Below are 24,446 nucleotides of genomic sequence, written 5' to 3'. Positions count from 1 at the left end.
CCATCATCGCCATTGTGGCGATAGATATTAGTATTGGCTCTACGCGAGGCAACATTCCCCCCGGATCGTATTTTATTATTAATTCTTTACTTACAAAAACCGACATTTTGAAAAATCTGAAAATTGCTATCCAGAAATCGGGTAGATTAAATGAGAAATCTGTACAACTATTAAAAAACTGTGGACTAGATTTCGAAAACTATAAAAGCTCTCTCATCACCACTGTATCTAACTTTAACCTTGAAATCTTATTCCTTCGCGACGATGATATCCCAGGATATGTAGAACAAGGTATTGCCGATTTAGGTATAGTCGGTGAAAATGTGATCGACGAAACGCAGTCTAAAGTTCAATATCTGCAACGCTTGGGCTTCGGGAAGTGTACTTTAAAATTAGCTATCGCCAAAGACTCTCCGATCGAACGCCTTGAAGACCTAAACGGCAAATCAATCGCAACCTCCTACCCTAACATCCTTCAACAATTTCTTAACGATTTCAAGATCAAGGCAGATATTCAAGAGATATCTGGTTCGGTAGAGATTGCGCCTGGATTGGGTTTGAGCGATGCTATTTGTGATATAGTTTCTACGGGTGGAACTCTAAAAAGCAATGGCTTGAAGCCATTTGCCGATGTTCGTTCTTCAGAAGCGATCCTGATTGCAAGAGATGGCATTGAAGAGAATCCTATTATTTGTGAACTGCTGCAACGTGTTCAATCGGTATTGCGTGCGAAAGAGACCAAATATGTGGTTTTGAATGTGGAAAAGAAAAATTTAGAGCAGATTACCGAACTATTGCACGGTGTTAAGAGTCCTACAGTTGTTCCCTTGGCGGAAGAAGGTTGGGTTGCTGTACACACGGTTATTTCGGAGGATGATTTTTGGGAGAAAATCAATAAATTGAAAGCTGCCGGCGCACAGGGAATCGTGGTGATGCCGATAGAAAAAATCATAATGTAATATGCTAAAGACTTATTCATATAATCAGCTTGATCAAGCAAAGATCCAAGAACTTACCAATAGAAACACGGACCCGAATAACGCTATCCAAGATACTGTGTCTGGGATCATCAATGAGGTAAGGACACATGGCGATGCCGCATTGAAATCCTATGCTGCACAGTTTGATAAGGTTGAATTAGAAAAATTATATTTAGACGCTTCTGATATTGAAGAATTGGCGATGGGAATTTCCCGCGACCAGATGCGCGCATTGGAAATCGCGTTTCAGAATATCCATAAGTTCCACTCCTATCAGACGAAAAGAGAACGCACGGTAGAGACGATGCCTGGCGTTAGCTGTTGGCGCGAATTGCGCCCCATCGAGAAGGTGGGGCTTTATATTCCTGGAGGGTCCGCGGTTTTGCCGAGCACGCTATTGATGTTGGGAATTCCGGCACGGATTGCCGGCTGTAAAGAAATAGTGGTTTGTTCGCCGCCACAGAATAACGGCAAGATTAACGGTTTCGTAGCATACTGTTTGAAGCTTTTACGTATTGAGCGCGTTTATTTAGTTGGTGGTGCGCAGGCGGTTGCTGCAATGGCTTTTGGCACGGAGAGCATCCCGAAGGTAAATAAGATTTTTGGACCCGGAAACCAGTTCGTGACTAAAGCTAAGAGCCTTATTCAAGGAATTACCGATGTGGCTATTGATATGCCGGCGGGTCCTTCTGAAGTATTGGTTATTGCGGATGAATCTGCGAATCCGGCTTATATCGCGGCGGACTTATTAGCACAAGCGGAACATGGCATTGATAGTCAGGCGGTGTTAGCAACGAGCTCAACATCGATTGCAGCACAAGTGAACGAGGAACTTAGCAAGCAGTTGGCTATCCTTCCGAGAAAGGAGCTGGCAGCAAGGGCGCTGGATAATTCCTACATAGTCGTATGTGATGATTTGATCAGTTGTATGAACTTCTCGAATGCCTATGCTCCGGAACACTTGATTATCGAATCGGATCAGTGGAAATCTTTGGTTAATAAGGTCCAAAATGCGGGATCGGTATTTTTAGGACATTTGACACCAGAGAGCGCGGGTGACTATGCATCCGGAACGAATCATACTTTGCCCACATCAGGCTATGCACGCTCCTATTCTGGAGTGTCTGTAGACTCGTTTGTCAAGAAGATAACTTTTCAGCACATCACCGAGCAAGGCCTAGAACAGATCGGGTCGACAGTCGAAATATTGGCGGAATTAGAAGGCTTACAAGCGCATAAAAATGCGGTAAGCATTCGAAAGAAAGCATAAAGAAAAAGGAGTCGCAGCAAACTGTGACTCCTTTTTTTATATTAAGAAATGCAGGTTTCTTATTTCTTTTTCTTCTTACCTTTTTTCTTATCATCTCCAACAATCTTATTATAGATTTCAGAGATAGCTTTCTTTAGTTTACCGAAAGATTTAGCTTGTTTCTTATCTTGCTTTTTCAGCTTCTCCTCTTTTACTTTTTTCACTTTCTTTGCCGAAACTTTTGCTTTTTTCTTATCCTTGCTGTCTTTCTTAACCTTCTCGACTTTTTTATCGTTCGCCTTTTTATCCTCTTTTACAGCTTTAGCAGCCTTCGCTTTCTTCTTATCGTCTTTTTTAACTTTAACTTCTTTTACAGGAGCTTTTTCTTTGTAGGAAGCTTCTTTCTCCAACTTAGCTTCTTGCGCCGCTGGTGCCTTCTCTACGGTTTTTGTTTCGAGCTTGCTCTCTGTAGTTGCAGGTTTTGCCGATGCTGCTTTTGGTGCGGGTGTCTTAGCCCCTAGACCATCGCCGTCAGTCTTTGGTGCTGCCGCCTTTTTAGCGGTTGTGGAGGAAGGGGTTGCTTTCGATGCTGCCGTTGTCTTGGTCGCTTGGTTTCCTGAAGTTACTGGCTTCGCAGGTGCTGCCTTTGGCTTAGCAGCTGTCGTGCTTCCGGCCGCTTTAGTAGCAGGCGCTTTTGCAGGCGTACTCGCTGCATTTGCCGCTGCAGGTTTTGCTGCGGCCCCAGCCGGTTTTGCAGCAGGCTTAGTAGCCGTTGCTGTTTTCGCTGCTGGTTTTGAAGCAGCATCTGTCGACTTAACCGCAGGTTTAGCCGTAGTTGAACTTGCTGCTTTCGCTGTACTAGCTGCTGGTTTTGCAGCATTTGCAGTTGTTGCTGGCTTTGCAGCAGCCGTTTTATTTGCTGCAGGTTTCGCTGCTGTAGTAGTAGCTTTTGGTGCTGCAGGCTTTTTAGCAGCGGTTGCAGGTTTTGCTACCGATTTAGTAGCAGGTTTAGCTGCAGTAGTCGTTTCTTTTTTATCATCAACAGCTGGGGTCGATGGATTATTAGCATTTGTTGGTTCTGCCATATTCTTTAATAATTTGCGTTTCAGTGATCCAATGGTATAATTATGTAATCTTATTTTTTGGGTGATTAAGACGTTTAATTCGTTTAAAAGCGTCATAAATTTTCAAAAAGAATAAGCGTTGCTTATCTTTTTGGTTTCTACCACTTTAAAAACCTTAATATACCAAAAATGTTTGCAATGACGTGCACAATTAAACTTTTTCTTGTTTCAGAGGTCAAATAGAATGATTACATTTGTAACCCATACATAACTGGGGTCGACCGGAATTGACAGGATAGCGATGGTTATGTAAGCATGCAGTGCATTGTTAGTCTAGCACTTAAATCTGAACTTTCAACTTTATAACTGGCGAAGAAAACTACGCCTTAGCTGCTTAAGTTAGACTTAACATAGCTATTTGTCCCGTTAGATCCTGTTCTTTGGTCTAACACCCGGGGCATCGAACAATAGAACTGGTCTTTGTGATGTTGCTAATCAAAGACGAGAAACAGCAACTACGGAGAACGGTATAGGTAAGCGACTCACCTTCCCTCTCCCGACAATTAAAGAGAAGCTAAGCATGTAGAAAGCGTAGATCATACTATGTTTGGACGAGGGTTCGAATCCCTCCGACTCCACAAGGAAATAAAAGCTCAACGAAAGTTGGGCTTTTTTTGTGGGAAGAGAGGTTGGACGGGGATTGTAAGCGTTCGACATCGAGGGGTTTAGGGTTTGAGTGCGGGATTGCGGGACTGAAACAATCCCTCCGGCTCCACAATTAGCCTGAATATCATTATCTTTCGAGCATCATCACAGAAATTGCATTACTGCAAGCACCGTAAATAGCATTTTTTTACCAATCATCATCAGTTGTTTGTTTCATTATTTGAAATTCTTTTTCAATCGCCTTTCCCATTATGACACTTTCTTTTCTAATAAAACCTTTCTTCAATCCTTTGCCATTCCCTACAGATTCTTCTATTGGTAAGTATTGCCATGTTTCCGGATCTTGCGTGTACATTGGATTTCCTAAATGAATTACAGGAGATTTTGAGGCGATATTAACAGCTGTAATCCTATATCGACCCTGTTTATAATCTAAAGTAAAGTAAGCTCTTATATCCCCAAGCGCATAGAATGATGTACTCATTCTAGAAAAACCTAATGCCGAAGGATTAGTTTTTATTCCATCCCCAAGAAATGTAATCTTATCATCGAATACTTGGATATCAGAAAACACGCGATTCCCTTTTATCGTATTAATCAAATCTTCAAATGAGACGCTTTCATCTTTATATACCTTCTGCCAATTTACTCAACCTTCATCTGTGACATAAAAATCTCCAGCTCTTAACTGAGCAAAAGATATTGTAGGAATTATTAAAAATAGTATTAGTAAGTTTTTCATATTTAGTCGGAAACTATATTATTAATTTCTTTCGTTTAAACGTTGTAAAGGATCTAATCTTTTAATTTAGTATCGCGTTAAAAGCGTTTTTGCTCAAAGAACCAATATCTCTACGCTTTCTAATATAAATATCAGATAAAATAATATATTTATACTATTTCGGGTCTGAAATCATAAAGGCTAGTAGCAATATCGCCAAGGAAGTTTATTATACTGTCGCATTACTCATCCGATTAAAACTTTTGTCCTTCTAGAATAGCAACATAGATTTATTGATTTAAATTCTACAAAGTTTCATTTACACTGTTTTTGTGCTATCTTTAAATCACCTAATTATGAAAACGACACTTTATATCTTCATGTTGCTTATGCTAGGCTTAAGTTCATGTAAAAAGAACGACGAAACTGATAAAACTCCTGAGGAAATTTACTTAAATATCGAAGGCAAAACATATTCATTATCTGAACTTACAGATATAATGGTTAAATATACTCGAGTAAGTTCCGATCGATTAGTTTATAATGCCAGCGATACTACGTTTAATATTAAAAATTATGAAGGGCTAAGGTTCAGAGTTGTTGATGTATTAAGAGATCTTAACTATGGTGTTAGATAGAAAGTCGGTTGACTATCAGCTAACAACTGTGACAATGATCCACATGACGAATATTTAATTGCATTGGAACTAGCTCCGGCCCCAATCATTGTTGAGGCGTGTGCAGACATAAATTCACTAAGCGTATATGCAATCAGTTACGATCTATAGAGTATACATTATTTTTCACAGACATGGATTAGTTCCGGGCGTAAATATTATGTCACTTAGCAGTTGATTTAAGAATAAAATCTTTCGCAAAATCTAATTTCTGTTCCGTTGTAAGACCATTAAATTCCACCATCGCTATCATTCTAATTTTATGAATCTTTGACCTGATAAGCATAATAATAGAGTTATTTCTTTTGTCAAAAAATATTCCACCGTTATTAACTCTTGTTTTGAAAATCTCGATCAAGTAGTCTTCTTCGTCGCCATTAATCATAAGAGCAGCTGCAAAATTTTTAAAACCAGACTCAAAATCACCAGCAGTGCCATCAATTACATTGTAACCGATATCTATAAATCCCGGAATTCTTGTTGATGTTCCAGGCAATAGATACGAGATCTTGAACACAGAGTTATTCTTAGTATTTTCAGCACCACTTGGATTTTCCAGGCCGATGTTTTCTCTATACGTAGATATTTCCAATGCATTACTAAGATAATTGGATTCCGATAAGTGTGCATTCGATATTTTAGTTAAAACTGTATTCTGGGCAATTAAGCCAGTATTAGCAAAGAGAAGAAATAAAATTAAAGTCCAAGGTATCATAATTCTCATTGTTGCCGATTCTAACATATTTTTTTACAACTAACTTATGACCGGCAATTTCATCCTCTTGAGACTGAAGAATTAAACTATCCTTTGTGAGCTTAAGAATCTTACTTTGATAAGATGCTTCCCCATCAATATTCTTTATTAGAGAATTTTCAATCACTTTATAATTTCCCCTTTCTAATAATCTAAGATGATCTAATTTAGAAAACAAAATGTAAGAACGTTCTGTATACGCTCTATTCGATTCAAAACTCCAAATAGATCCATAATCTGGATCTACGCTCTTCCAGTCACCAACTAAATCAGTTTCAGCACTTGTGAGACTATCGTTTTTAGAACATGAGATAAACGAAAGAAGACAAACAGTAATCAATAAATACTTCATAATGCAGTAGGTTTTAATATCTAAAGTTATTCAATTAAACAGAAAAGATGGTTAATAGTATTGCGCACGAAGACTATAATGATCATCACCCCGAGGATTCTTTTTGGCTTTATCATAATAAAGGCATGTTAAGATACTAATTTGCTTTAATCATTTATCTTTATCCCCTCTAATAAAAGAATTTTTCGGCTAATATAGACCTGATTTCCATATTCCTAGCTTTCTTTCCCTCGCTTCTACCTGCGCTTTATACAGTCTTTCTTGATATTTAACATTAGGCGGAATCGTCATTAATGTGGCATATCCATTCTTAACCATCAATTCGTTTACGAAGGTTCCATCATTCAGATAAACATAAGCGAGTGTTCGTCCATACTGATCCAAAGAATCGACGTCGAAGGTTAATTTTACATAAGGATTCGCCACTAAAATACTATCTAAATACAATTTCGACGTCATACCAAAGGGGTGCTTTTTCTTCTTAAAAACTGTTCTTGTTTCTGGCGCATCAATCCCAATTAACCTAACCTTCATATGTTCCCTTCGACTATTCATTACCCAGAACGTATCACCATCGATTAGTTTATCCACTTTAAAAATCTCTGGATTTTGGAACATTTGCTGTTCGAAATCTATATCCGCATAGAATTCATTGACAGCAACATTTTGCGTTTGGCAGGAAACAAAAATCAAGAATGTTAATAAAAGTTTATTCATAGATACAAAGTTAAAACTAAAAGCCATCGTATGTTGTAGAATCGATGATCGGATCGATAACCTCATCCTCACCTTCATTGAAATTGTCGCTATCATCCGACGTATAGGCCTTGTCTGTGATAACCTTTAAAGAAGGAATTTCATACATTACATAATAGCCTTCGCAATAGCCTCCCTGACAGTATTGATGGTCCATTTCTAGACAACTGTCCGATCAGAAATTCGATATAGTAATAATTTGTTGGTTGGTAAATCCCTGTATTCGAATGAAAATCCCCTATATAAACCCTTTATCTTTACAATAAGCAACCAGCTGTTCATTTTTGTTAAAAGCCAAAACTTCTCGCATCATGTTCAACCGCTTTTCTACACTGCTCAATCCGGAAGGCTTTATATTCCTTTGCTTAAGATGGTTTGGAATTTCTTTCTGCAAAACTCCCTCTGACAGCAGTTTTACAATTTGGATATCGATATTTGAGAATTCATAGGTATGACTTTGCTTTAAGGATTGTTTGATATCGAAGGAAACATAAGTATGCCCTTGATCGATCGCTATAAAAGCTTCCTTAAGATGTTGAGCATCGCGCCTTGCCTTGCGAACGTAGCCATCTATGCCATATTCATTAAACAATCTGTCAATGATGGCAGGTCTATCTTCGCCAGAAAAAACTATAACTTTTAAATTTGGTTGAATAACCTTGACGGCTTGAATCAGTTCAATACCACCCGCAATACGTTGCTTATTGAAATCTTCTTCGAAAGAAAGATCTGTAATCAACAAATCGAAAGCATCTCCGTCGCGTAACGCACGACTGATCCACGCTAAAGCATCATCACAGTAATATACATACTTGGCGATTTCTACCCCCAAATCACTAATGGTCCGTTGAACGGAAACATTGGTAATCTCATGATCTTCTGCAATTAATACTTTTCTAAACATAATGGTCAGTTTTGAGGAAGCGGTAAATTCAACTCTATCTTCACTCCTTTTCCCCTTTCGGAAACAAAATTAAATTTACCTTTCAACCTTTCCATACGGTTTCCCGTATTCCGGAGACCATTGCCAATTTTTCGCTCTTTGGTGAATCCGATGCCGTTATCTTGATAGAAAATATTTAAGAAATTATCCTGTTCTTCAAACCTAAAAATCAACTCATTAGCGAGACTGTGTTTCCGCATATTCACCAAGAGTTCTTGAAAAATGATCAATACTTCATTCTTCGTATTTTTAGACAATTTATTCCAAATATGTGGATCATTGCCGACAATAAAGATGTGAACTGACTCGTTAGCAAATGACTTGATTAACGTGGAGACATCAATTGCAAAACCTTCTTCAGACATTTCCTTCGTTTCATGGGAAATATCTCTGGATTTTTCGTACATAACTTCCAGTTTATCTAGAAGTTCATGCTTATTAAAATCGCTCTTATACTCCAATTCGGTCATTACACGATAAATGCCATTTGCAACAACATCATGAACTTTCTTTGAGGTTTTCAATTGTATTTCTTTCACTTTATTTTCGGCCTCCATCGTAATCTTTTGTTTTCTCCTTTTTGCCCACAAAATAAAAAATGTAAGTGCTGAAAGTACAAACCCGATTACTGCAACCATAATGACTCGCTCCTTCGAAATGCGAAGGTCTCTATCCAACACGTCCTTTTGAAGCTTTAGGTTATCGATTTTGTTTTTTTCGGCTTCATAACGAATTAATGCATACTGATTCCTCGCCTTTAATCGAGCCATCCGCACGCTATCGGATAGATGCTTATAAATTTGAAAGTAGTATTTTGATGAATCTGAATTGACCTTGATTAACTTTTCTGCAGCATTTATCTGATCAGTACTAACTTGGATCTTGCTGGCCATGTTAAAGGATTTCGAAGCATAAATTCTCGCAGAATCCAAATTTCGTCCATCATGATATTCAAATAAGTGCGAAAAACTGGAATTCACTCCCGAATCATCCGATTCATCTAAACGTATCTCTAATGCCTTATGTAAGTCAGGCAAAGGATTATATGCTTTGTCAATCCGCCACCTTGTATTCGCATAATTCGACAAGCATCGTGCATAGTTCTTATCCTTTTTACCAGCAGATTTTAAGTTCTCTTTATGAATCAAAAAAGCTTCCTTAAAACGCTTCGCACTAAAAAGTGTTACAGCTTTATTATTTTTATAGGTTTGTTCATCAATCTTATTCGCAGCATATTGCACAGCCAAATCATAATATACAATGGCTGTCTCGTTGTCGCCATAACCAGAAATTGCATTCCCCAAATTATTGTAATTAAAAGCTAACAAGTCTGAATGTGATTGATTAAGGGAATCTAAAAGCTTATCCGCCTCCAATGAAGTTTCCTGAGCGCCATAATAATCGCCTTCTTCAAACAGGGTAATAGCCATCTGGATCAAACATATCGCAGCATGAAGACTATCGCCTTCTTGTATAAAATCATCACTTGCTAAATCAAAATAAACAAAGGAACTATCATACCTTCCTTGCTCTAGGAAAGAATTTGCCTTAGCGTAGTTCTTATTGCTATCAACAGTTAATTTCGAATCAGTTTCGGCTAACTTTTGACGTTCAGAATGGCACGCTAATAATAGCAATATGCTGAATAGCAGTGTGAATAATTGACATCGCATGGATAATAATTTGGTAAACAATATTACCAAATATAAAATACAGGTAAAATTGATTTTACCTGCATTTTTAATTAGCGATCTTAGCCTAGCAGATCAGGCAAAATTGTCGGCATCGATGGTCTTGTAGGACGTACCGATCCTTTATCGCCGCTGTTTGTCTGAGGGTCACCATCATTTGTAGCTAAGGAGTTTGCATAACCTGCGGAACACACCAAAGTCAGTAGTAGAGCTACGAACAAATTTTTCATTTCTTCTAAAATTTAAGGTCAAAAAACTATCCCGATGCCATCGTTTCTAAATGGCATCAATCATTAATTTTTCAGAAGGCCTTCTGATTTTTAGGAAGAAGTAAACTCATAGGAAAATCAAACGATCTTCCTCTTTTTCAGATGATTCTCTACAAGCTTACCAAACGAATTCTCTACAGTCGCGCTAATAATAAACGAGCTATCGAAGAATTCATAGGACAAAACTACAGGCGTTTAACAGCTATAAATCAGATATTTCCGGTATTTCCGATATTTCTTATTGATTTCCGAAAACTCCTGTTTTCCAACAGACAATTTGTACATCTTAGATATTATGCTTTATTTCGAATGACGAAAACCAATTAGTTCAATGTTTGAATTCGACATCTTTAGGGAAGAAGTTTTAGCGGATTACACGAAGAAACGCAATCAAGGAGCTTTACCGACTAGCCTAGAAAATCCTTCGCCAGCGAATCTTAGAAATTATGCATCCAATAAATATCGCCAAGGACTTAACAAGGAAGACAGAACTGTCTTTGAAGAATACTTTAATTCAAATGCGAAAGCTGATGATCTCGAAAAAGCGATTAGAACTACCGATTTAGGAAGACTAAAGTCGGTTCAAAACTTCCTTAATGGTACAACAAAAATTCCAGACGAAATTATTGTCAAATTAGTTGCTGCCTTAATCGATTTTAGTCCAAGACCATTTGTAGAGTGGAGAAACTCATTTCAAAATCTTCAACATGACGAATCTAAAGCGCCTGTTGATCTTGAAATGCCTCAAATGTATAACAACGTTGAGCGTAATCAACTCTTCCAAACTACAGAGAGCGCTAAGCCGAAAAAGAAAACCAGATTAAACAAAATTCTAGCTATATCAGCAGCAAGCCTCTCCTTTGCCGCAGTAGGCTATATGACATCTTCGCAATTGAAACCTGATGGATGTATGTACTGGGACGGAGCACAATATGTAAAAATCGACTGCAAAGAAGAAATTAAACATGCGGAGAAACTAATTCTCGATCCAATAGATTTAATACATTTTAAAAAGATTACCCAAACAGATACGCTTCAGGAAGAGCATGTGAATAAAGTTTGGTATTCGAAAATCAACAATGAAGTTGAATTTTTCACAAGCGCAGGCCGGCATCCTCTTCATAAAGAAAGAACATTAAAGCCGGCAACTTGGTATATGATCAAGAAATATAAAGGCTCAAATCCTACGAAATAGTTTCAAAATAGGAGGCCCAACAATATTAAATTCCAATTTTCTATGGAATTAGCATCCTCAATTCATCATGATATAAAACCAATATATCATGAAATACTACACCATTTTAGCCTTCCTCTTCCTAATTAGCAATTCATCTTTCACTCATGCTACTGAGCAGGAACCCGACAGACTAATTATCAAAGGAGACACCATGTTGCTACATGCTTTACCGTTCGATGAATGGAGGAATCTAAATAACTATGATAAACCACTTTTTCCCGATTCCTTAGCGGGATTTTCAACAGGCTGCTGGCGAGGATATGTTGCCTATTGGGAAATTATTGATGATCAATTGTATCTAACCAACATCTATAATGAAATGAAAAATGCCAAAGCAAATCTCCATGTAATATTTGGCAAAAAGTTCAAAAACGGGCGAGTGAAAGCAGATTGGTTCTCCGACACGGTTACCGCATTTCGTGGCAAACTTCTGTATTCCGATCATGCTGTCTTCTCCAGCGTTTTCGAACATGAGTATGAATATGTTTTCGATAATGGGATATTACACAGCACTGCTTACTTCGACAACTCGATGTCTAAAAACACACCGATGTACATGGGCGATCCTCTACTATATAAGCATATCGACACGCTGATAAACTGGTCAGCATTACCTACTATTGAAAAATCAGGTCATGCCGGAGTATATCTACTCGCTAATGAAAAGGGACAATTAGATACCATACTCCATGTTTATGGAAAGTCGGAAATTTTCAGAGAAGAGGCGCTGCGTGTGGCGAAACTCATAACAAGGTTTCCGGTTATTTATCGAAGAGGAAAGCTCCAAAAACCGGATATACGCCTGGAATTCTTTTTTTCCGCAGAAAAACAAAAGAAATATCGGAAGGAGAAATAAAAAAAACTCTACCGAGGACCGGTAGAGTTAAGCTAACTCATAGGAATTAACAACGTTTTGTGTGATTTTACTTAAAAATTTAACGGTATGCGGATTAAGTTTGTTGTTTCTTCAATCTTTAACATGACCATCAAGCACCTACTTTATCGATAACTCGATCTGCCCCTCCTCTACTCCTTCTACTGCATCTTTCGAGAGAATACCTTGAGATCTCTTCATCATCTCGTCTAGCAGCTCACTACTGCCACCTGCATGCGATACTGTAATTTTTGAACTGTTCTTGTTGTAAGCCACAGTCGTCGCACTGACACCTTGACAAGATTTCAAGCTTTTGTTCAGCTGATTCAATTGATCATAACTGATTCCTTCAATCTTCACAACAGTCTTGTTCAGCCCGTCTTCCGCGTCTTTCCCTTTTCCGAAAAATCCTGTGATTTTCTTACCCACTTTACCTGCCTTATCGGCTTTATTCGCAGCGCGATCAGCGGTATTCGTTGCTCTATCTAGTTTATCGGTAGCACGATCAATCTTATCTAAAAATCCCTGTGCTTTTACTTGTGTCGCTGTTAGGCAAAACAGCATCAGTAATGATATACAAATCGCTTTCATAGTGTTCGTTTTTATAGTTTTCAAAAATGTTTTAGTTCTTATTATACGGCGCGGAGAATTCGCCCTCAGTCACCGTCAGGAATACGTCGTCTCCCTCCAATACACCCGAGAAAGTTCCTTTAACGCCCCATTTTGTCAAACTGGTAATGCTCAATGTAAAACTTGAACCATCGTTCCCGTCTCCGCGGTACCCTGTCGTACTTACAATCTTTCCGTCCACCACGTTTTGAATATAGTACTGTCCGATCAACTCAGGGCCTTCACCATTCGCAGCAACATAAGTCGTCTCTTTTGCTCCTTCATCGGAAACCAATTGAAATCCAAAACCCGGCGAAGCCATGTCTTTCGACTCACGGCCTCCAACGGTCACGAAATGTATAGTATTCCAATCGTCCGGTTTATCATTCGCACTTAAACTATGGTTGAATTCATGTAGTTTCCCATTAATCTTACAGCGAAAAAAAACCTCTGAGTCGTCCGATGAGGAGTCGTCTTTACTACAAGAAACCATCAGAAGTGCTAAAACTAGAAGTAAGCCGATTTTGTTAAGTGTGTTTTTCATTATTCTATCCATTATTGTTCTTCATTTTAATATTTCCGATTTTGGCAATGCTGCCTGATCTCCTTGCTAACAAATATGCGCTTGCCCTAACTTTATATTAGAATGAATTAAATACATTGCATAGAATTTTTAACGAACGAGCAACTATCCTCAACCTTTCAATCTGTTGATGAAAAACAATATTCTATTGAAAATTATTTAGGATATAGCAACGTATTACTAACTTGAATACTATGGTTAAATTTTTCGACAGAGAGGTTTCTCTGGTCAAGTTACAAGTCATCACCTGGCTTTTCGTGACGATTCTAACTTTTGCATCCTATCTTCAGAATGCTGATTTTGGCTACGCCTTGGTATTCACCGTCATCAATATGCTTAGTATGCTCGCGGTAATCTACGGAAATGCTTGTTTTCTTTTGCCAGCGCTATATTTTAAGGGACGTCGGCTGACCTATTTGCTTGCAACAGTCCTATTGCTCGGGACAATTTGCTTTATTCGTGTAGAACTTCGTTCTTATTTTCATGAACTTTATGTTCGAGGGGCAGATCAAAGTACGAGTTTTCAGGTTTATGCTAGCATAATGACCTCCTTAATCATTAACTATCTTTTCAGTTTTATATTCAGGCTAGCTTTGGATTACTTCAAAGTGCGCAAAGACCAAAAGCAACTTAAAGAATATACCTCCAAAGTGGAACTCGATTTATTAAAAGCACAGGTCCAACCACATTTCTTGTTCAATACGCTCAACAATATTTATTACGTCGCACAACGAGAGTCTCCTCAAACTGCCAAATTGATTGAAAAACTTGCGAATATCATGCGCTACTTTGTGGATGAAGCATCAAAAGGACTAGGCAAACTCCCCACAGATATATAGTTCCTAAAAGATTATATTGATTTAGAAAGGATGCGAATGCTGCACCCCATGCGCGTCGATATCGAAGTTAATGTCGATTCAAATGCCATCGAGCTTCCTCCCATGCTCATCATACCTTTGGTCGAAAATGTCTTTAAACATGGAATCGACAAAAGAAGCACAGAAAACTACCTCTCGTTAAAAATCCAATCCGCAGATGGAAAATTAATGATTAGGGTATCAAATAGGGTTTTCGAAGATAAAAACACCCAACAAGGTGGCAACGGCCTAAAGAATCTTATCTCCCGCCTCGACTTACTTTATGGAAAAAACTATACATTTGAAAGAACACTAACGACCAATGTCTTTAATGCCAACCTAGAGTTACCCTTATGAAAATAATTACCTGTCTAATTGTTGATGATGAGCCGAATGCGGTTCAATTGCTTGAAGACTATATTCAAAAGATTCCCTATTTGATGTTAAAACAAAAGTGTTACGACGCTTTTGAAGCATTACAATTTCTGGAGAAAGAAAAAGTCGACTTAGTTTTTCTGGATATCAACATGCCTAAAATGTCAGGTATGGAATTAGCGGCATTACTCCCGAAAGGACAGTGCATCATTTTTACATCCGCCTATGCCAGCTTCGCCTTGGAAGGCTATGAATACAATGCACTAGATTATATATTGAAGCCTATCATCTTCAAGCCTTTTGTGCAAGCGGTAGAAAAAGTTAGAGATTACTTTCAAGCCCAAACAGCAAATAAATCCTTCGTCATTGCTGAGAGCAAAAAGGAGTTTATGTTCATCAAATCCGATCGAAAACATATTAAAATTTACTACGATGATATCCTATATTTTGAAGCACAACAAGAATACGTCAAAGTAGTATTGGCAAATGACTCTCCAGTATTGGTCTATAAACGAATGAAACAACTCGAAGAACAGCTCCCTTCAAACTTTATACGAATACACAACTCATTTATCCTAAATAACAATTACCTAGACTTTATCGTGGATAACCATGCGTCGGTAAAAGGCGAAAAACTCCCGATAAGCGCTAGCTACAGAGCAAAGCTGATTGCAATTATTGAAAACAATACACTCTAGCACAACAAGAATTATGAGCTTAATGGTATAAATAACGAGAGGCTGTGTTTTTGCACAGCCTCTCCTTCATTCCCTAATCTTATTTTACTTTTGTAGAACATAACCGCAAACATAATTTCCATTCGCATCCCAAACCGAATAGTAGTATGTTCCTGGGAAGATCGATGACTCATTAAGTGAAAATGCTAGAAATGAAACTCCTGGCATAGGGTATGTTCCTGGAGGAAATCCTTTTCCACCTTTTACAGTGCTTTGTTCTTTGATCTCAAATTTCGAAAGATTCGATAATGCCTTCATACTCTTAAGTTTTAGTTTTATTTATAAATATAGAAAACACTGAATTTAAACTACTTCCATATCTAATATTCGAACATTTAAAATCTACATTTGCACTACTGGCGGATATATTCGAGAAATTATCGATGAATCTAATCCGCAACTTCCAGACGCAATTCCTCCTGCATCACAATCGGTGTTTCTCCCACCTGATATTCATATTTCAAATTGAAAACATGAAATTTCCTACCGAAAGATTCTTCTAATTGATACGTATTCGGATATCTTTCATCGCCTTCCAATTGTTTGATCTGAAGATCCTTGTAGGGCTTGATCGTCACTTTGTTATCTTCGCCAACCTCTAAGATCATCGAAGTCTTTGCAATGGCAGCCTCGCTATTTTCAAAACTCTCGTTCCCCGCAACCACGCGAACCGAATTCTTAGTCAATGGATATAACTTTTTATTTCCCGCCGTCACAATATCATTTGCCGAACCCGCCATCGTATAAAAAGCGTCGGAAGCCTGTGAAGCATAAGCATTCTTTATCTGAATCTGGTAAAGAATAGTTTTCTTTTTTTCATTGATTTCAACCGCACCGACCTCACTAGCCTTCAATGCAATAAAATAGGTCGAATCAGGAGAAAGACCATCAACCAATAGCTTTACCTGTGTCTTCCCTGTTCGTTCGCCTGCCTTGATCTGTATTTTATAATCTTCAATCTTATATTTTTCTCTAGGCAATAATTTCGCATAAAGTTTCTCATCCAAATCAAACAACGATCGGTTGTATGTATCTAATGGCTCCTGATCTTCAGCCAATTCTATTACCAAGTCGCTCTCCGGAAGGTGCGTACCGCCAACCGATGCAGCAATATATCCCAAGGTTTCTCCGCCAGTTAAAGGCACAACTTCTTGAAAAGTATTATGATAAGAACTGCTGATTAATGCGACCACATTCTTATACATTTCTTTTTCAAACAACTCGTTGTCTTTGCATGATGATAACATCCCCACTAGGGCCATCATTGCTATATATCTACGTTTCATGTGTTTTCGATTAATGTCAATATTAATATCCTGGATTTTGATCTAGCGACGGTAATCTTCTCAATTCCTCACGCGGAATGGGAACCCATACCAATTTCTTGTGAACAACGCGTTTCAAGAAGGATGAAGTCCCCGGAATCACACGTTTGTAATACGTCTCTTTGGTCGCCCCATCCGGATTCATGCCACGGATTGGTTCACGCTCGGTCTCCTCATAGATCCCCCAACGACGAACATCATAGTAACGTCTGTTTTCCCAAAGAAACTCAACCATACGCTCACGCTCAATTTCACTTTGAACCGTTTGCGGATTTCCAACTTTTGCAGCATTCAAACCCGGCAATCCAGCTCTGTATCGAACTTGATTAAAGGCATTCTTGATCGCTTCTTCATCGCGACTAACCGTATATTGTCTTCCACCTAATTCTACTGTATGGCTTCCTTTTAAATTATTCAACGCTTCGGCATAGGATAATAAGATCTCAGCATAGCGTATAATCGCATAGGATTTCTTCATACGGCGAGCACCCGTACCGCTCCACGCATCCATCGGATGAACGAACTTCTTAATAACATATCCTGTAATCGGGTAGTTTGGAGATGTTGCAGTAACGCCTCCACGTCCATCCGCATCCTGATAATAATATTTTGCAGTATAGTTATTCAACGAAGCACTCGATTCAGCTTGCCAAACTGCTTCGTTGAACCCTACAGAAGCGTAAAAACGCATTTCTCGATTTGCATACATATTGTAAACCCCAGCATTCAAAGGATATCCAGAGAATCGCTTCGCTTGCGTTGTAAAACCATTTTCCGAGTAATAACCATCAATCGTTGCCTCTTCCTTCGTGCGACCATCATCCATTAAATAAGCATCTACCACTTTTTGTGTCACGCAGAAACGACCCCAACCACCTAAAGATGGAGGAAATGCCCCCTTCGTTATTGGATCACTTATATAATCTGTATTTCTTCCCCAAATAACCTCTTTGTTGGTTGCAGGAACCGCTTCACCGGTAAATATTTCTGAATAAGAGCGAAATGCATCAATACCCGCAGCACCGTTTGGAAACTGACCATAGAAGTTCGGATCAGAAGTTACACCTTGAGGGAGTTGTTTTGTCTTATCATCAGCTATCGCGGTATAAAGCTTGTATTGCCCCAAATCCATAACGCGTTGTGCTGCTGCCGCTGCAATTGCCCAACGCCTCTCATCATATTGTTGCGATACATAATGTGCGCCATCTGTTTTACGTGTCCAGCTACCAAAGTAAGCAGCAGCTACAGGACCACCGTTAAATAATGGACTTGCATGAATCAAACGAAGACGTGCAATCAAAGCATAAGCTGCCCCCTTGCTAGGCTTTCCGAAATCTAAAATCGAAACCTCTGCAGGCAAAAATTGAGCTGCCTTTTCAAACTCTTCTACCGTGTAGTCCATGGTCTCATCGTAAGTTGCTCTCGGACGATCATAGTATTCGATAGGTTCATTTGTATTGACGATCTCATCACCCAACAGAATGGCAGGACCGTAATCCACCAAAATATTATAGTACGCATATGCACGGATAAATCGTGTAAAGCCTTCAATACGATGACGATCGGCTGTACTTAGATCGCGGGGCACATCGAGATTTGCCAATATGCTATTGCACTTACGAATAATCTTATAGTATCGACCCCATTGATTCAGGTTATAGTTATCATCAGATGACCCTGCACCGAAAAAATCCGGACTGATATTCCCAGTCACATAGTCCATTCCGTAATAAACGTTGGTGGAACCACTCCCTGTCAATCCATTGAACCCTTCATCCGTAGCCATGGGCCCGGGCGTATATCCAAATCGAACAGTGTTGGATTCATCCGGGAACATCGCGGCTGCCCCCCACATATAAGCTTCTATATTTCTTGTACTGCTAAACGCAGAGTCGATATTAAATTCATCATCAAAATAATTATCAATGTTTAGATAATCCTTACACGAGGTTGTTGAGGCAATAGCAATCAGCAAAACCGACAGTTTAGCTATTTTATTTATGATCGTTAATTTCATTTTCATTATCACTTTATCCATTAAAAATTAAGATATACTTGCATTGAGTAAGTTGATGGGATCGGATATTTTCGACCATTCCAAGCAGCTTGCTCCGGATCGAATATTTTCACCTTGTCCCAGATGTACAGGTTAGTACCCACGAATTGTAAATCAAGCGATTTTACACCTATGCGTTTCACGAAATTCGGCGATACATTATAGCTTAGTGTCAATTCTTCTAAACGGATGTATCGAGAATCCCCCTGCCAAAATGAGGAAAGCTGACTATTGTTCGCGTTATTACCATATTGTAATCTTGGAAAAAGCGCATTTGGGTTCTCAGCTAATGAAGGGTCGATACCATTCGCTACAGCGTAGTCCATCGGTATCCACCGATTATTAGGATCGGCTACTATGGAAAGTACATTACCTTCGCTGCCATTAAAGAATGGCATATACCCCATACCATTTACTTTTTTCACGTCGTTTAACTCCATCTGTTGTCCTACATAGAAGAATGATGTTCGGCCGGTACCTTTAAATAAAAGACCCAAAGTCAGATTCTTAAAGCGGAATTCACCACCAAATCCAAACATTGCTAGCGGATAGTTACTATGCGTCAAAGGAACTTTGTCTAAGGCATCGATAACCCCGTCCCCATTCACGTCTTTGTACTTGATATCACCAGGTAACACATCACCAAAAGACTGCTTCGGACTGTACTTAATATCCTCTTCGTCTTTGAATAGACCTAAGGCCTGATACCCACGAATAGACTTATGCGGGAATCCGTTAAATTCTAAATAAGGGTACTCTAAATAAGCTTGCTCCCAATTCTGAACGAGGTTTTTTGAGTAAGTGAAATTTCCTCGCAAGGTGAAGCCCATTCGATCTGATAAATTATGTGTGAAGCTAATATTTCCGTCGACACCTGAACTCCTCATACGTCCAACGTTTGCAAATGGGTTGGAAACAACACCCACATAGGAAGGAACTTGTACACGTTGCTGGAAAATACCATTACGTTGATCTTTAAAAATATCGAACACAAAATCGATCTTGTTGTTGAATAACTTCCCTTCAAAACCGATATTCGATTTTATTGCTCGCTCCCAAGCTAAATTGTCTGCACCAATACGTGTCTCATGAATTGTTTCAATTCCCGGGATTCCCCATATATTGGATTCCTTCTGGTTTACTTTTGTCAAATATGGAAATCTGATTTCTGAAATACGGTCATTACCAACTGTTCCATAAGAAGCACGGATCTTAAAATAATTAAGCCACGGCACATTCTCCTGCAAATATTTATATCCCGTTGGCACCCAACCTAAAGCAATCGACGGGAAAAATCCGTACTGTCTGCCTGGTTGGAAGTTTTCAGATCCGGTATAACCAAAGTTCACATCCAGAAGATAGGTATCACGGAATCCATAGGTCAAACGACTGGATACACCTTGATAACGCAATGGAATCGCCTCCAGGTTGTTCTTCGCATCATCAGTATGCTTCGCATCGCTCAAATAGTAATAGATCAATGCAGATGTGCGGTGATCCGTGCCAAACTGCCTATCATAGTTGATCACGGATTCAAAGTGATATTTACGATATTGTTTAATTTCCTTGGTATATTTCGCCTTCTCCTCCAATACCGTCTGCTGCATAATAAGCGATCCATCCGGAGCACGTCCTAATGCTTTGGAAAGTCCGGGCTGAACTTTTCGACGCTCCTCAAAGAAACTATGTACATCATAAGCACCCTGAGCTCTAAATTTTAAGCCCTTAACCCATGGATCGAAGTCCTGGTTCAACGCCAATGTTACCTTGCCTTTGAAGGCTTCATCCAATGCTTTACCTGTACGGTTGATCATCACATAAGGCGATGATGCATCCTCGCCGCCTAAGCCCGGCAGCATACCATTTGAATATTGTGTTGGAAGCGCCAATGGTGTTAATCGCGATTGTGCGCCCCAGATGTATTCTGTATTAGCTACCCCCGGTTGCTTTAATTGCGATAAGAAACCATCCGATCCTAAGTAAACCTTTGTTGTTTTCGTTAAGTTAACATCAAGGTTGATACGGTAGTTATATGTATTGAATCCTACATTGGAACTATATACGCTATTTGGATCAACTTTGTAAGCCGCAGACTCATTCTTTCCGCCCAAGCTTAAGAAATAACGCGCAACTTCCGACCCTCCACGGCCACTTACATAATAACTTTGTCTCCAGGAGTTTTTGTTCAAGATTTCATCTTGCCAGTTTACATTTGGATACATATCAGGATCCAGACCGTCGCGAATAATTCCCATTTCCGTTTGGTCGTACAAAGGACTTTGACCGCGCAGTGCAGTTGCCTCGTTCGCTAATGTGGCATAATCGAATGCATTTAGATATTGCGGCAATCTGTTTAAATGTGAAAGCGTAGAGTTTGCTCTCGCCGTAATTTGAATTCGATCTACCAAACCGCGTTTCGTTGTCACTAATACAACACCATTTGCTCCGCGTACTCCATATACCGCTGTTGCAGAAGCATCCTTCAAGATGGAGAAGCTTTCCACATCAGCTGGGTCAATTGTATTCAGATCGCCTTCAAGTCCATCGATCAAAACAAGTGCACTACTATTGGCTCCAAATGTACCAATACCGCGCACCCAGAATTCGGAGATGTTCTTCCCTGGTTCACCACTCGATTGCATGGAGATAACCCCGGCAGCTCTACCCCCAAGCAGATTGGCAATGGAAGGAGCAGGAGTCTGTAAACTCTTGACATCAACCGTTGTAATCGCTCCTACGGAACTTATCTTACGCTGAACATTCCCCAGCCCCACGACGATGACCTCATCGATGTCTGAGCTCTTCTCGACAAGCTCGATGATTAAATCAGCTTTCGATTCAATCGCTAAATGCTCTTGTATATCATATCCTGTATGGCTGAAAACCACTTTATCTCCATAGTTGACAGTCATATTAAAAATACCGTCGTTGCCAGTTGAAGTTCCTGCGGAAGGTTTATCCTTCACAAATATGGATACCCCTGACATGGGATCTCCCGTCGCATTCACTACCTTTCCGGCAATTGTTAATTCTTTTGTTTCCTGCGCATTCGCAATCGAGAAGATTGAACAAAAGAGCAGCAAACAGATAGCATGAAAAATCTTCATCTTTTTTATTGCTTAATTAGTTTGTGTTGGTTTTATATTTAATTGATCGGAAATGATTATTCAATCACGAGTTTTCGAATCCTAGCATTGCTCCAATCTGCGATATAGATATCGCCTTGCTCATTCACCGCAACGCCCCAAGGTTGGTTAAATAATGATTCCGCAGGGCCTCCATCTTTGTAACCTGATGTTCCAGGTCGGCCTGCCACCGTTGTCACGATATTATCTGCCGACACCATGCGTACGCAATGATTACCATAGTCCGCCACGAACATGTTCCCGTCATTATCAAACTTGATGTCTTTAGGATAATTGAATAGTGCATCTTCAATCGGTCCATCACGAAAAGCACTACCTCCAGGGGCATTCATGCGCTTGAAACCGCCAGTTCCGTTAGGATCACGTAGGTCAAGTACCGATATACCTTGTCTAAACTCAATAGGATTCGCATTGGAGTGCAATGTGATGTATAGTAACCAGGGTTTCTTAGGATTGATAGCTTGTCCATATTGTGAACCGTATGGCCCTTGGTGAACAATCTTCGCTTCCATGGTTTCTGGATTAATCTTCGCTATTTTGCCGTCGCGATAGCGGGTGTATAAATGACCATCATAAGGACAGAACGTCACAAAGTTTTTGTAGCGATCCGCATCGACAATCGATGTCAAGTCAGCCGTAGAATACTTCACATTTCGTTGTCGAGGATACCATGCTTCGCGAGGGTCAAATGTAAATATCACCTCTTTTGTCGACTCATGTGCTGCAGTTAGCATGCCCGTTGCACGGTCAACAGTCAAACCATTCGCATAAAGTATTCTTGTCGCCGATGGCGCTTCAATTAATGGTGTAACGATGTTTTCCTTCTCATTGATTCTGGCAACACCAAAGGTAGCCGGGTTGCCGCCATCGCGCCATGACATAAAAATATTACCCTCTGCATCCAATTCTAAATATTTTCCGTAAACCTCTGCTTCCGATAAGACTCCCGGTTTAAAATTCTTTTGCCCGTTTCCAGTCACCGTACTCACCTGCGCTTGTGTATGATAGGTAAAGGAATTCTCATAAACCAATGAATCTTTGCCCACGACAACCGAAATCTTAGGATCAGCGCCTGGCATGCGAGGTACAATCGCATAAATGCGATTACCGCTCGAAGAAATAATGGAAGCCTTCGCTTTATTGAAATAGACTTTAATTTTAGATGGGTCTGTTCCAAAGTTTTCGCCATCTAAAAGTATTTTAGTCCTCGCTCCGCCCTCTAACGGAAAGTACGAGCTAAGCACAATCGGCTTGGAAGGATCATGCTCACTTTTCTTCAAAGTCTCTTCGTCTTTACAGCTGTTGAGCAGGAGTAAAAACGCCAGAGGCATCATTAGTAAACTACGAATTTTCATAACGTTGAGATTAATATTTACTTTAAAAGTTTTAAAATTTCATAAGCATCTGAAAACTGAAAGCTTTCTTTCAAAAACGAAAGAGAACATAACAACAAGCGCACAGTTTAAGGTTAAAATTTATGATTGTGCTTTTTCAAAAGTTTGAGCAAAACTAGCCAATAGACTCGTTGGGAATGTTTAGAACCAGTTACTATATTGTTAATGTTGTATTAAGAGGATAGCGGGAAGGAAACTTTAATTTAACTTTTAAAAAGTACAGCATTTAAAATAAAAAGAAAATAAAAAAGAGTAACCTACAAGCAATCACTCCCCTACATAAGTCTTTTCATACCCAAATCAAAGCCCTTTCAAAAGGGTCCTGATTGGGCTTTGTATTGGGTTTGAATTGGGTTTGAAAGGGGACTGAGCAGAACTTGGTATTAGATTTTAGATATGAAATATTAGACGTTAGATATTTGACATTAGATTTTAGACGTTAGAGTGTCTTGAACCAGAAAAGGAAGGAATGCTAGGATGAGCAGGGAATTTTGTCTTGAACCAGGAAAGGAAGGATGTAAGGATAGGCAGGATCGGGTCTAACATCTATTGTCTGATATCTATTATCTAGTCTGAACCAGGAAAGGAAAGATGCAAGGATCGGCAGGATCGGGTCTAACATTTATTGTCTGATATCTATTATCTAGTCTGAACCAGGAAAGGAAGGATGCAAGGATCAGCAGGATCGGGTCTAACATCTATTGTCTGATATCTATTATCTAGTCTGAACCAGGAAAGGAAAGATGCAAGGATCAGCAGGATCTTACATTTCGTCGGATGTCGCTATGCGATTCGTAGGTTTTTAAGAGACGTTTAGTGAAACGTCTCTACGCAGTTCGTCATGATTACCGCCTATGTAGTTCAAAACCGTATAGAAGCCAATTGGACGCCAATGCGTAGAGACGTTTCACTAAACTTCTCCTCTAACCCACGACGCCCATACCGTCATCCAACATTACAAGATCCTGTCCATCCTTAAATCCTTCCTTTCCTGGTTCAAAGACAAAATGCCCTCCCTTTCCTGGTTCAAAGACAAATTTTCCTTTCTTGTTTAAACCAAAGGTTCAAAGACAAACATCCTTCCTTTCCTAGTTCAAAGACAGCCATATCATCCTAAAAAACAATAAAAAA

Annotated in this window: 24 protein-coding genes and 1 other RNA gene; 9 read left to right on the top strand and 16 right to left on the bottom strand. The window is 39.4% G+C overall.

The features are described from left to right. Window positions 1–107 precede the first annotated feature (107 nt). Window positions 108–959: an ATP phosphoribosyltransferase gene (hisG, locus tag DSM08_RS07440; RefSeq protein ID WP_149525568.1), complete on the top strand. Its 852-nt coding sequence runs from the start codon at window positions 108–110 to the stop codon at window positions 957–959. 1 nt (window position 960) lies between these two features. Then, a complete protein-coding gene (hisD, locus tag DSM08_RS07435) occupies window positions 961–2,250 on the top strand; it encodes a histidinol dehydrogenase (protein ID WP_149525567.1) in 1,290 nt (429 codons plus the stop codon). 59 nt (window positions 2,251–2,309) lie between these two features. Here hisD and DSM08_RS19025 read toward each other — a convergent pair whose 3' ends face one another. After that, complete coding sequence (locus tag DSM08_RS19025; RefSeq protein WP_187774007.1) at window positions 2,310–3,314, bottom strand: hypothetical protein; 1,005 nt, start codon at window positions 3,312–3,314, stop codon at window positions 2,310–2,312. Between the two features lie 252 nt (window positions 3,315–3,566). Here DSM08_RS19025 and ssrA point away from each other — a divergent pair. Continuing rightward, window positions 3,567–3,934: a transfer-messenger RNA gene (ssrA, locus tag DSM08_RS07420) on the top strand. Between the two features lie 212 nt (window positions 3,935–4,146). On the opposite strand, the gene DSM08_RS07415 is transcribed toward ssrA, so the two are convergent. Then, the gene (locus tag DSM08_RS07415) at window positions 4,147–4,560 is read right to left on the bottom strand and encodes a hypothetical protein (RefSeq protein WP_149525566.1); all 414 of its coding nucleotides are present in this window, start codon (window positions 4,558–4,560) and stop codon (window positions 4,147–4,149) included. 476 nt (window positions 4,561–5,036) lie between these two features. Here DSM08_RS07415 and DSM08_RS07410 point away from each other — a divergent pair, with 476 nt between their 5' ends. Further along, window positions 5,037–5,318, top strand: coding sequence for a hypothetical protein (locus tag DSM08_RS07410; protein WP_149525565.1), 282 nt, complete (start codon window positions 5,037–5,039; stop codon window positions 5,316–5,318). Window positions 5,319–5,520: 202 nt separating this feature from the next. Here DSM08_RS07410 and DSM08_RS07405 read toward each other — a convergent pair whose 3' ends face one another. From DSM08_RS07405 to DSM08_RS19015, 7 genes are all read right to left on the bottom strand, one after another. After that, on the bottom strand, window positions 5,521–6,099 hold the full coding sequence (locus tag DSM08_RS07405) for a hypothetical protein (RefSeq protein WP_149525564.1): 579 nt from the start codon (window positions 6,097–6,099) through the stop codon (window positions 5,521–5,523). Continuing rightward, window positions 6,032–6,463: a hypothetical protein gene (locus tag DSM08_RS07400; RefSeq protein WP_149525563.1), complete on the bottom strand. Its 432-nt coding sequence runs from the start codon at window positions 6,461–6,463 to the stop codon at window positions 6,032–6,034. The genes DSM08_RS07405 and DSM08_RS07400 overlap by 68 nt, the downstream gene beginning before the upstream one ends. 189 nt (window positions 6,464–6,652) lie before the next feature. Further along, complete coding sequence (locus DSM08_RS07395) at window positions 6,653–7,180, bottom strand: thermonuclease family protein (RefSeq protein ID WP_187774006.1); 528 nt, start codon at window positions 7,178–7,180, stop codon at window positions 6,653–6,655. 16 nt (window positions 7,181–7,196) lie between these two features. After that, window positions 7,197–7,376 (bottom strand): hypothetical protein, encoded by a 180-nt coding sequence (locus tag DSM08_RS19020; protein ID WP_187774005.1) that lies wholly within the window; start codon window positions 7,374–7,376, stop codon window positions 7,197–7,199. Between the two features lie 81 nt (window positions 7,377–7,457). Further along, on the bottom strand, window positions 7,458–8,123 hold the full coding sequence (locus DSM08_RS07390; protein WP_149525561.1) for a response regulator: 666 nt from the start codon (window positions 8,121–8,123) through the stop codon (window positions 7,458–7,460). A 5-nt stretch (window positions 8,124–8,128) separates the two neighbouring features. Next, window positions 8,129–9,835 (bottom strand): tetratricopeptide repeat-containing sensor histidine kinase, encoded by a 1,707-nt coding sequence (locus DSM08_RS07385; RefSeq protein WP_149525560.1) that lies wholly within the window; start codon window positions 9,833–9,835, stop codon window positions 8,129–8,131. An 80-nt stretch (window positions 9,836–9,915) separates the two neighbouring features. After that, window positions 9,916–10,083, bottom strand: coding sequence for a hypothetical protein (locus tag DSM08_RS19015; RefSeq protein WP_187774004.1), 168 nt, complete (start codon window positions 10,081–10,083; stop codon window positions 9,916–9,918). A 370-nt stretch (window positions 10,084–10,453) separates the two neighbouring features. Here DSM08_RS19015 and DSM08_RS07380 point away from each other — a divergent pair, with 370 nt between their 5' ends. After that, window positions 10,454–11,317, top strand: a complete 864-nt coding sequence (locus tag DSM08_RS07380) for a hypothetical protein (RefSeq protein ID WP_149525559.1) — start codon at window positions 10,454–10,456, stop codon at window positions 11,315–11,317. Window positions 11,318–11,405: 88 nt separating this feature from the next. Next, a complete protein-coding gene (locus tag DSM08_RS07375; protein WP_149525558.1) occupies window positions 11,406–12,215 on the top strand; it encodes a hypothetical protein in 810 nt (269 codons plus the stop codon). A gap of 138 nt (window positions 12,216–12,353) precedes the next feature. Here the strand turns inward: DSM08_RS07375 and DSM08_RS07370 are convergent, their stop codons facing one another. Both DSM08_RS07370 and DSM08_RS07365 read right to left on the bottom strand, forming a co-directional pair. After that, entirely contained in the window at window positions 12,354–12,824 is a 471-nt protein-coding gene (locus DSM08_RS07370; RefSeq protein WP_149525557.1) for a hypothetical protein, read from the bottom strand. 31 nt (window positions 12,825–12,855) lie between these two features. Continuing rightward, window positions 12,856–13,386, bottom strand: a complete 531-nt coding sequence (locus tag DSM08_RS07365) for a hypothetical protein (RefSeq protein ID WP_149525556.1) — start codon at window positions 13,384–13,386, stop codon at window positions 12,856–12,858. 233 nt (window positions 13,387–13,619) lie between these two features. On the opposite strand from DSM08_RS07365, the gene DSM08_RS07360 reads away from it, so the two are divergent. The 3 genes from DSM08_RS07360 to DSM08_RS07350 are packed head-to-tail and all read left to right on the top strand — an operon-like array spanning window position 13,620 to window position 15,355. Beyond that, the gene (locus DSM08_RS07360; RefSeq protein ID WP_149525555.1) at window positions 13,620–14,264 is read left to right on the top strand and encodes a histidine kinase; all 645 of its coding nucleotides are present in this window, start codon (window positions 13,620–13,622) and stop codon (window positions 14,262–14,264) included. A 48-nt stretch (window positions 14,265–14,312) separates the two neighbouring features. After that, window positions 14,313–14,639, top strand: a complete 327-nt coding sequence (locus tag DSM08_RS07355; protein WP_149525554.1) for a LytS family sensor histidine kinase — start codon at window positions 14,313–14,315, stop codon at window positions 14,637–14,639. Beyond that, complete coding sequence (locus tag DSM08_RS07350; RefSeq protein WP_149525553.1) at window positions 14,636–15,355, top strand: LytR/AlgR family response regulator transcription factor; 720 nt, start codon at window positions 14,636–14,638, stop codon at window positions 15,353–15,355. The genes DSM08_RS07355 and DSM08_RS07350 overlap by 4 nt, the downstream gene beginning before the upstream one ends. A gap of 84 nt (window positions 15,356–15,439) precedes the next feature. Here DSM08_RS07350 and DSM08_RS07345 read toward each other — a convergent pair whose 3' ends face one another. The 5 genes from DSM08_RS07345 to DSM08_RS07325 all read right to left on the bottom strand — a co-directional run bounded on the left by DSM08_RS07345 (window position 15,440) and on the right by DSM08_RS07325 (window position 23,276). Next, window positions 15,440–15,652 (bottom strand): hypothetical protein, encoded by a 213-nt coding sequence (locus tag DSM08_RS07345; RefSeq protein WP_149525552.1) that lies wholly within the window; start codon window positions 15,650–15,652, stop codon window positions 15,440–15,442. A gap of 131 nt (window positions 15,653–15,783) precedes the next feature. Continuing rightward, window positions 15,784–16,680, bottom strand: coding sequence for a BT_3044 domain-containing protein (locus DSM08_RS07340; RefSeq protein ID WP_149525551.1), 897 nt, complete (start codon window positions 16,678–16,680; stop codon window positions 15,784–15,786). 22 nt (window positions 16,681–16,702) lie between these two features. Further along, window positions 16,703–18,736 (bottom strand): RagB/SusD family nutrient uptake outer membrane protein, encoded by a 2,034-nt coding sequence (locus tag DSM08_RS07335; protein WP_149527671.1) that lies wholly within the window; start codon window positions 18,734–18,736, stop codon window positions 16,703–16,705. A 20-nt stretch (window positions 18,737–18,756) separates the two neighbouring features. Then, complete coding sequence (locus DSM08_RS07330; protein ID WP_149525550.1) at window positions 18,757–21,882, bottom strand: SusC/RagA family TonB-linked outer membrane protein; 3,126 nt, start codon at window positions 21,880–21,882, stop codon at window positions 18,757–18,759. 56 nt (window positions 21,883–21,938) lie between these two features. Beyond that, on the bottom strand, window positions 21,939–23,276 hold the full coding sequence (locus tag DSM08_RS07325) for an IPT/TIG domain-containing protein (RefSeq protein ID WP_149525549.1): 1,338 nt from the start codon (window positions 23,274–23,276) through the stop codon (window positions 21,939–21,941). Window positions 23,277–24,446: the final 1,170 nt, after the last annotated feature.

The sequence above is a fragment of the Sphingobacterium hotanense genome (assembly GCF_008274825.1).
Taxonomy (GTDB): Bacteria; Bacteroidota; Bacteroidia; order Sphingobacteriales; family Sphingobacteriaceae; genus Sphingobacterium; species Sphingobacterium hotanense.
The sequence above is the reverse complement of the archived record's forward strand: the minus strand, read 5'-3'. Positions and strand labels throughout refer to the sequence as shown.

Bases quoted from the DNA above. Each gene is read 5' to 3' on its own strand.
- hisD (WP_149525567.1), top strand. From the start codon at position 961: ATGCTAAAGACTTATTCATATAATCAGCTTGATCAAGCAAAGATCCAA.
- DSM08_RS19025 (WP_187774007.1), bottom strand. From the start codon at position 3,314: ATGGCAGAACCAACAAATGCTAATAATCCATCGACCCCAGCTGTTGAT.
- DSM08_RS07410 (WP_149525565.1), top strand. From the start codon at position 5,037: ATGAAAACGACACTTTATATCTTCATGTTGCTTATGCTAGGCTTAAGT.
- DSM08_RS07405 (WP_149525564.1), bottom strand. From the start codon at position 6,099: ATGTTAGAATCGGCAACAATGAGAATTATGATACCTTGGACTTTAATT.
- DSM08_RS07400 (WP_149525563.1), bottom strand. From the start codon at position 6,463: ATGAAGTATTTATTGATTACTGTTTGTCTTCTTTCGTTTATCTCATGT.
- DSM08_RS07395 (WP_187774006.1), bottom strand. From the start codon at position 7,180: ATGAATAAACTTTTATTAACATTCTTGATTTTTGTTTCCTGCCAAACG.
- DSM08_RS19020 (WP_187774005.1), bottom strand. From the start codon at position 7,376: ATGGACCATCAATACTGTCAGGGAGGCTATTGCGAAGGCTATTATGTA.
- DSM08_RS07390 (WP_149525561.1), bottom strand. From the start codon at position 8,123: ATGTTTAGAAAAGTATTAATTGCAGAAGATCATGAGATTACCAATGTT.
- DSM08_RS07385 (WP_149525560.1), bottom strand. From the start codon at position 9,835: ATGCGATGTCAATTATTCACACTGCTATTCAGCATATTGCTATTATTA.
- DSM08_RS19015 (WP_187774004.1), bottom strand. From the start codon at position 10,083: ATGAAAAATTTGTTCGTAGCTCTACTACTGACTTTGGTGTGTTCCGCA.
- DSM08_RS07380 (WP_149525559.1), top strand. From the start codon at position 10,454: ATGTTTGAATTCGACATCTTTAGGGAAGAAGTTTTAGCGGATTACACG.
- DSM08_RS07375 (WP_149525558.1), top strand. From the start codon at position 11,406: ATGAAATACTACACCATTTTAGCCTTCCTCTTCCTAATTAGCAATTCA.
- DSM08_RS07370 (WP_149525557.1), bottom strand. From the start codon at position 12,824: ATGAAAGCGATTTGTATATCATTACTGATGCTGTTTTGCCTAACAGCG.
- DSM08_RS07365 (WP_149525556.1), bottom strand. From the start codon at position 13,386: ATGAAAAACACACTTAACAAAATCGGCTTACTTCTAGTTTTAGCACTT.
- DSM08_RS07360 (WP_149525555.1), top strand. From the start codon at position 13,620: ATGGTTAAATTTTTCGACAGAGAGGTTTCTCTGGTCAAGTTACAAGTC.
- DSM08_RS07355 (WP_149525554.1), top strand. From the start codon at position 14,313: ATGCGCGTCGATATCGAAGTTAATGTCGATTCAAATGCCATCGAGCTT.
- DSM08_RS07350 (WP_149525553.1), top strand. From the start codon at position 14,636: ATGAAAATAATTACCTGTCTAATTGTTGATGATGAGCCGAATGCGGTT.
- DSM08_RS07345 (WP_149525552.1), bottom strand. From the start codon at position 15,652: ATGAAGGCATTATCGAATCTTTCGAAATTTGAGATCAAAGAACAAAGC.
- DSM08_RS07340 (WP_149525551.1), bottom strand. From the start codon at position 16,680: ATGAAACGTAGATATATAGCAATGATGGCCCTAGTGGGGATGTTATCA.
- DSM08_RS07335 (WP_149527671.1), bottom strand. From the start codon at position 18,736: ATGAAATTAACGATCATAAATAAAATAGCTAAACTGTCGGTTTTGCTG.
- DSM08_RS07330 (WP_149525550.1), bottom strand. From the start codon at position 21,882: ATGAAGATTTTTCATGCTATCTGTTTGCTGCTCTTTTGTTCAATCTTC.
- DSM08_RS07325 (WP_149525549.1), bottom strand. From the start codon at position 23,276: ATGAAAATTCGTAGTTTACTAATGATGCCTCTGGCGTTTTTACTCCTG.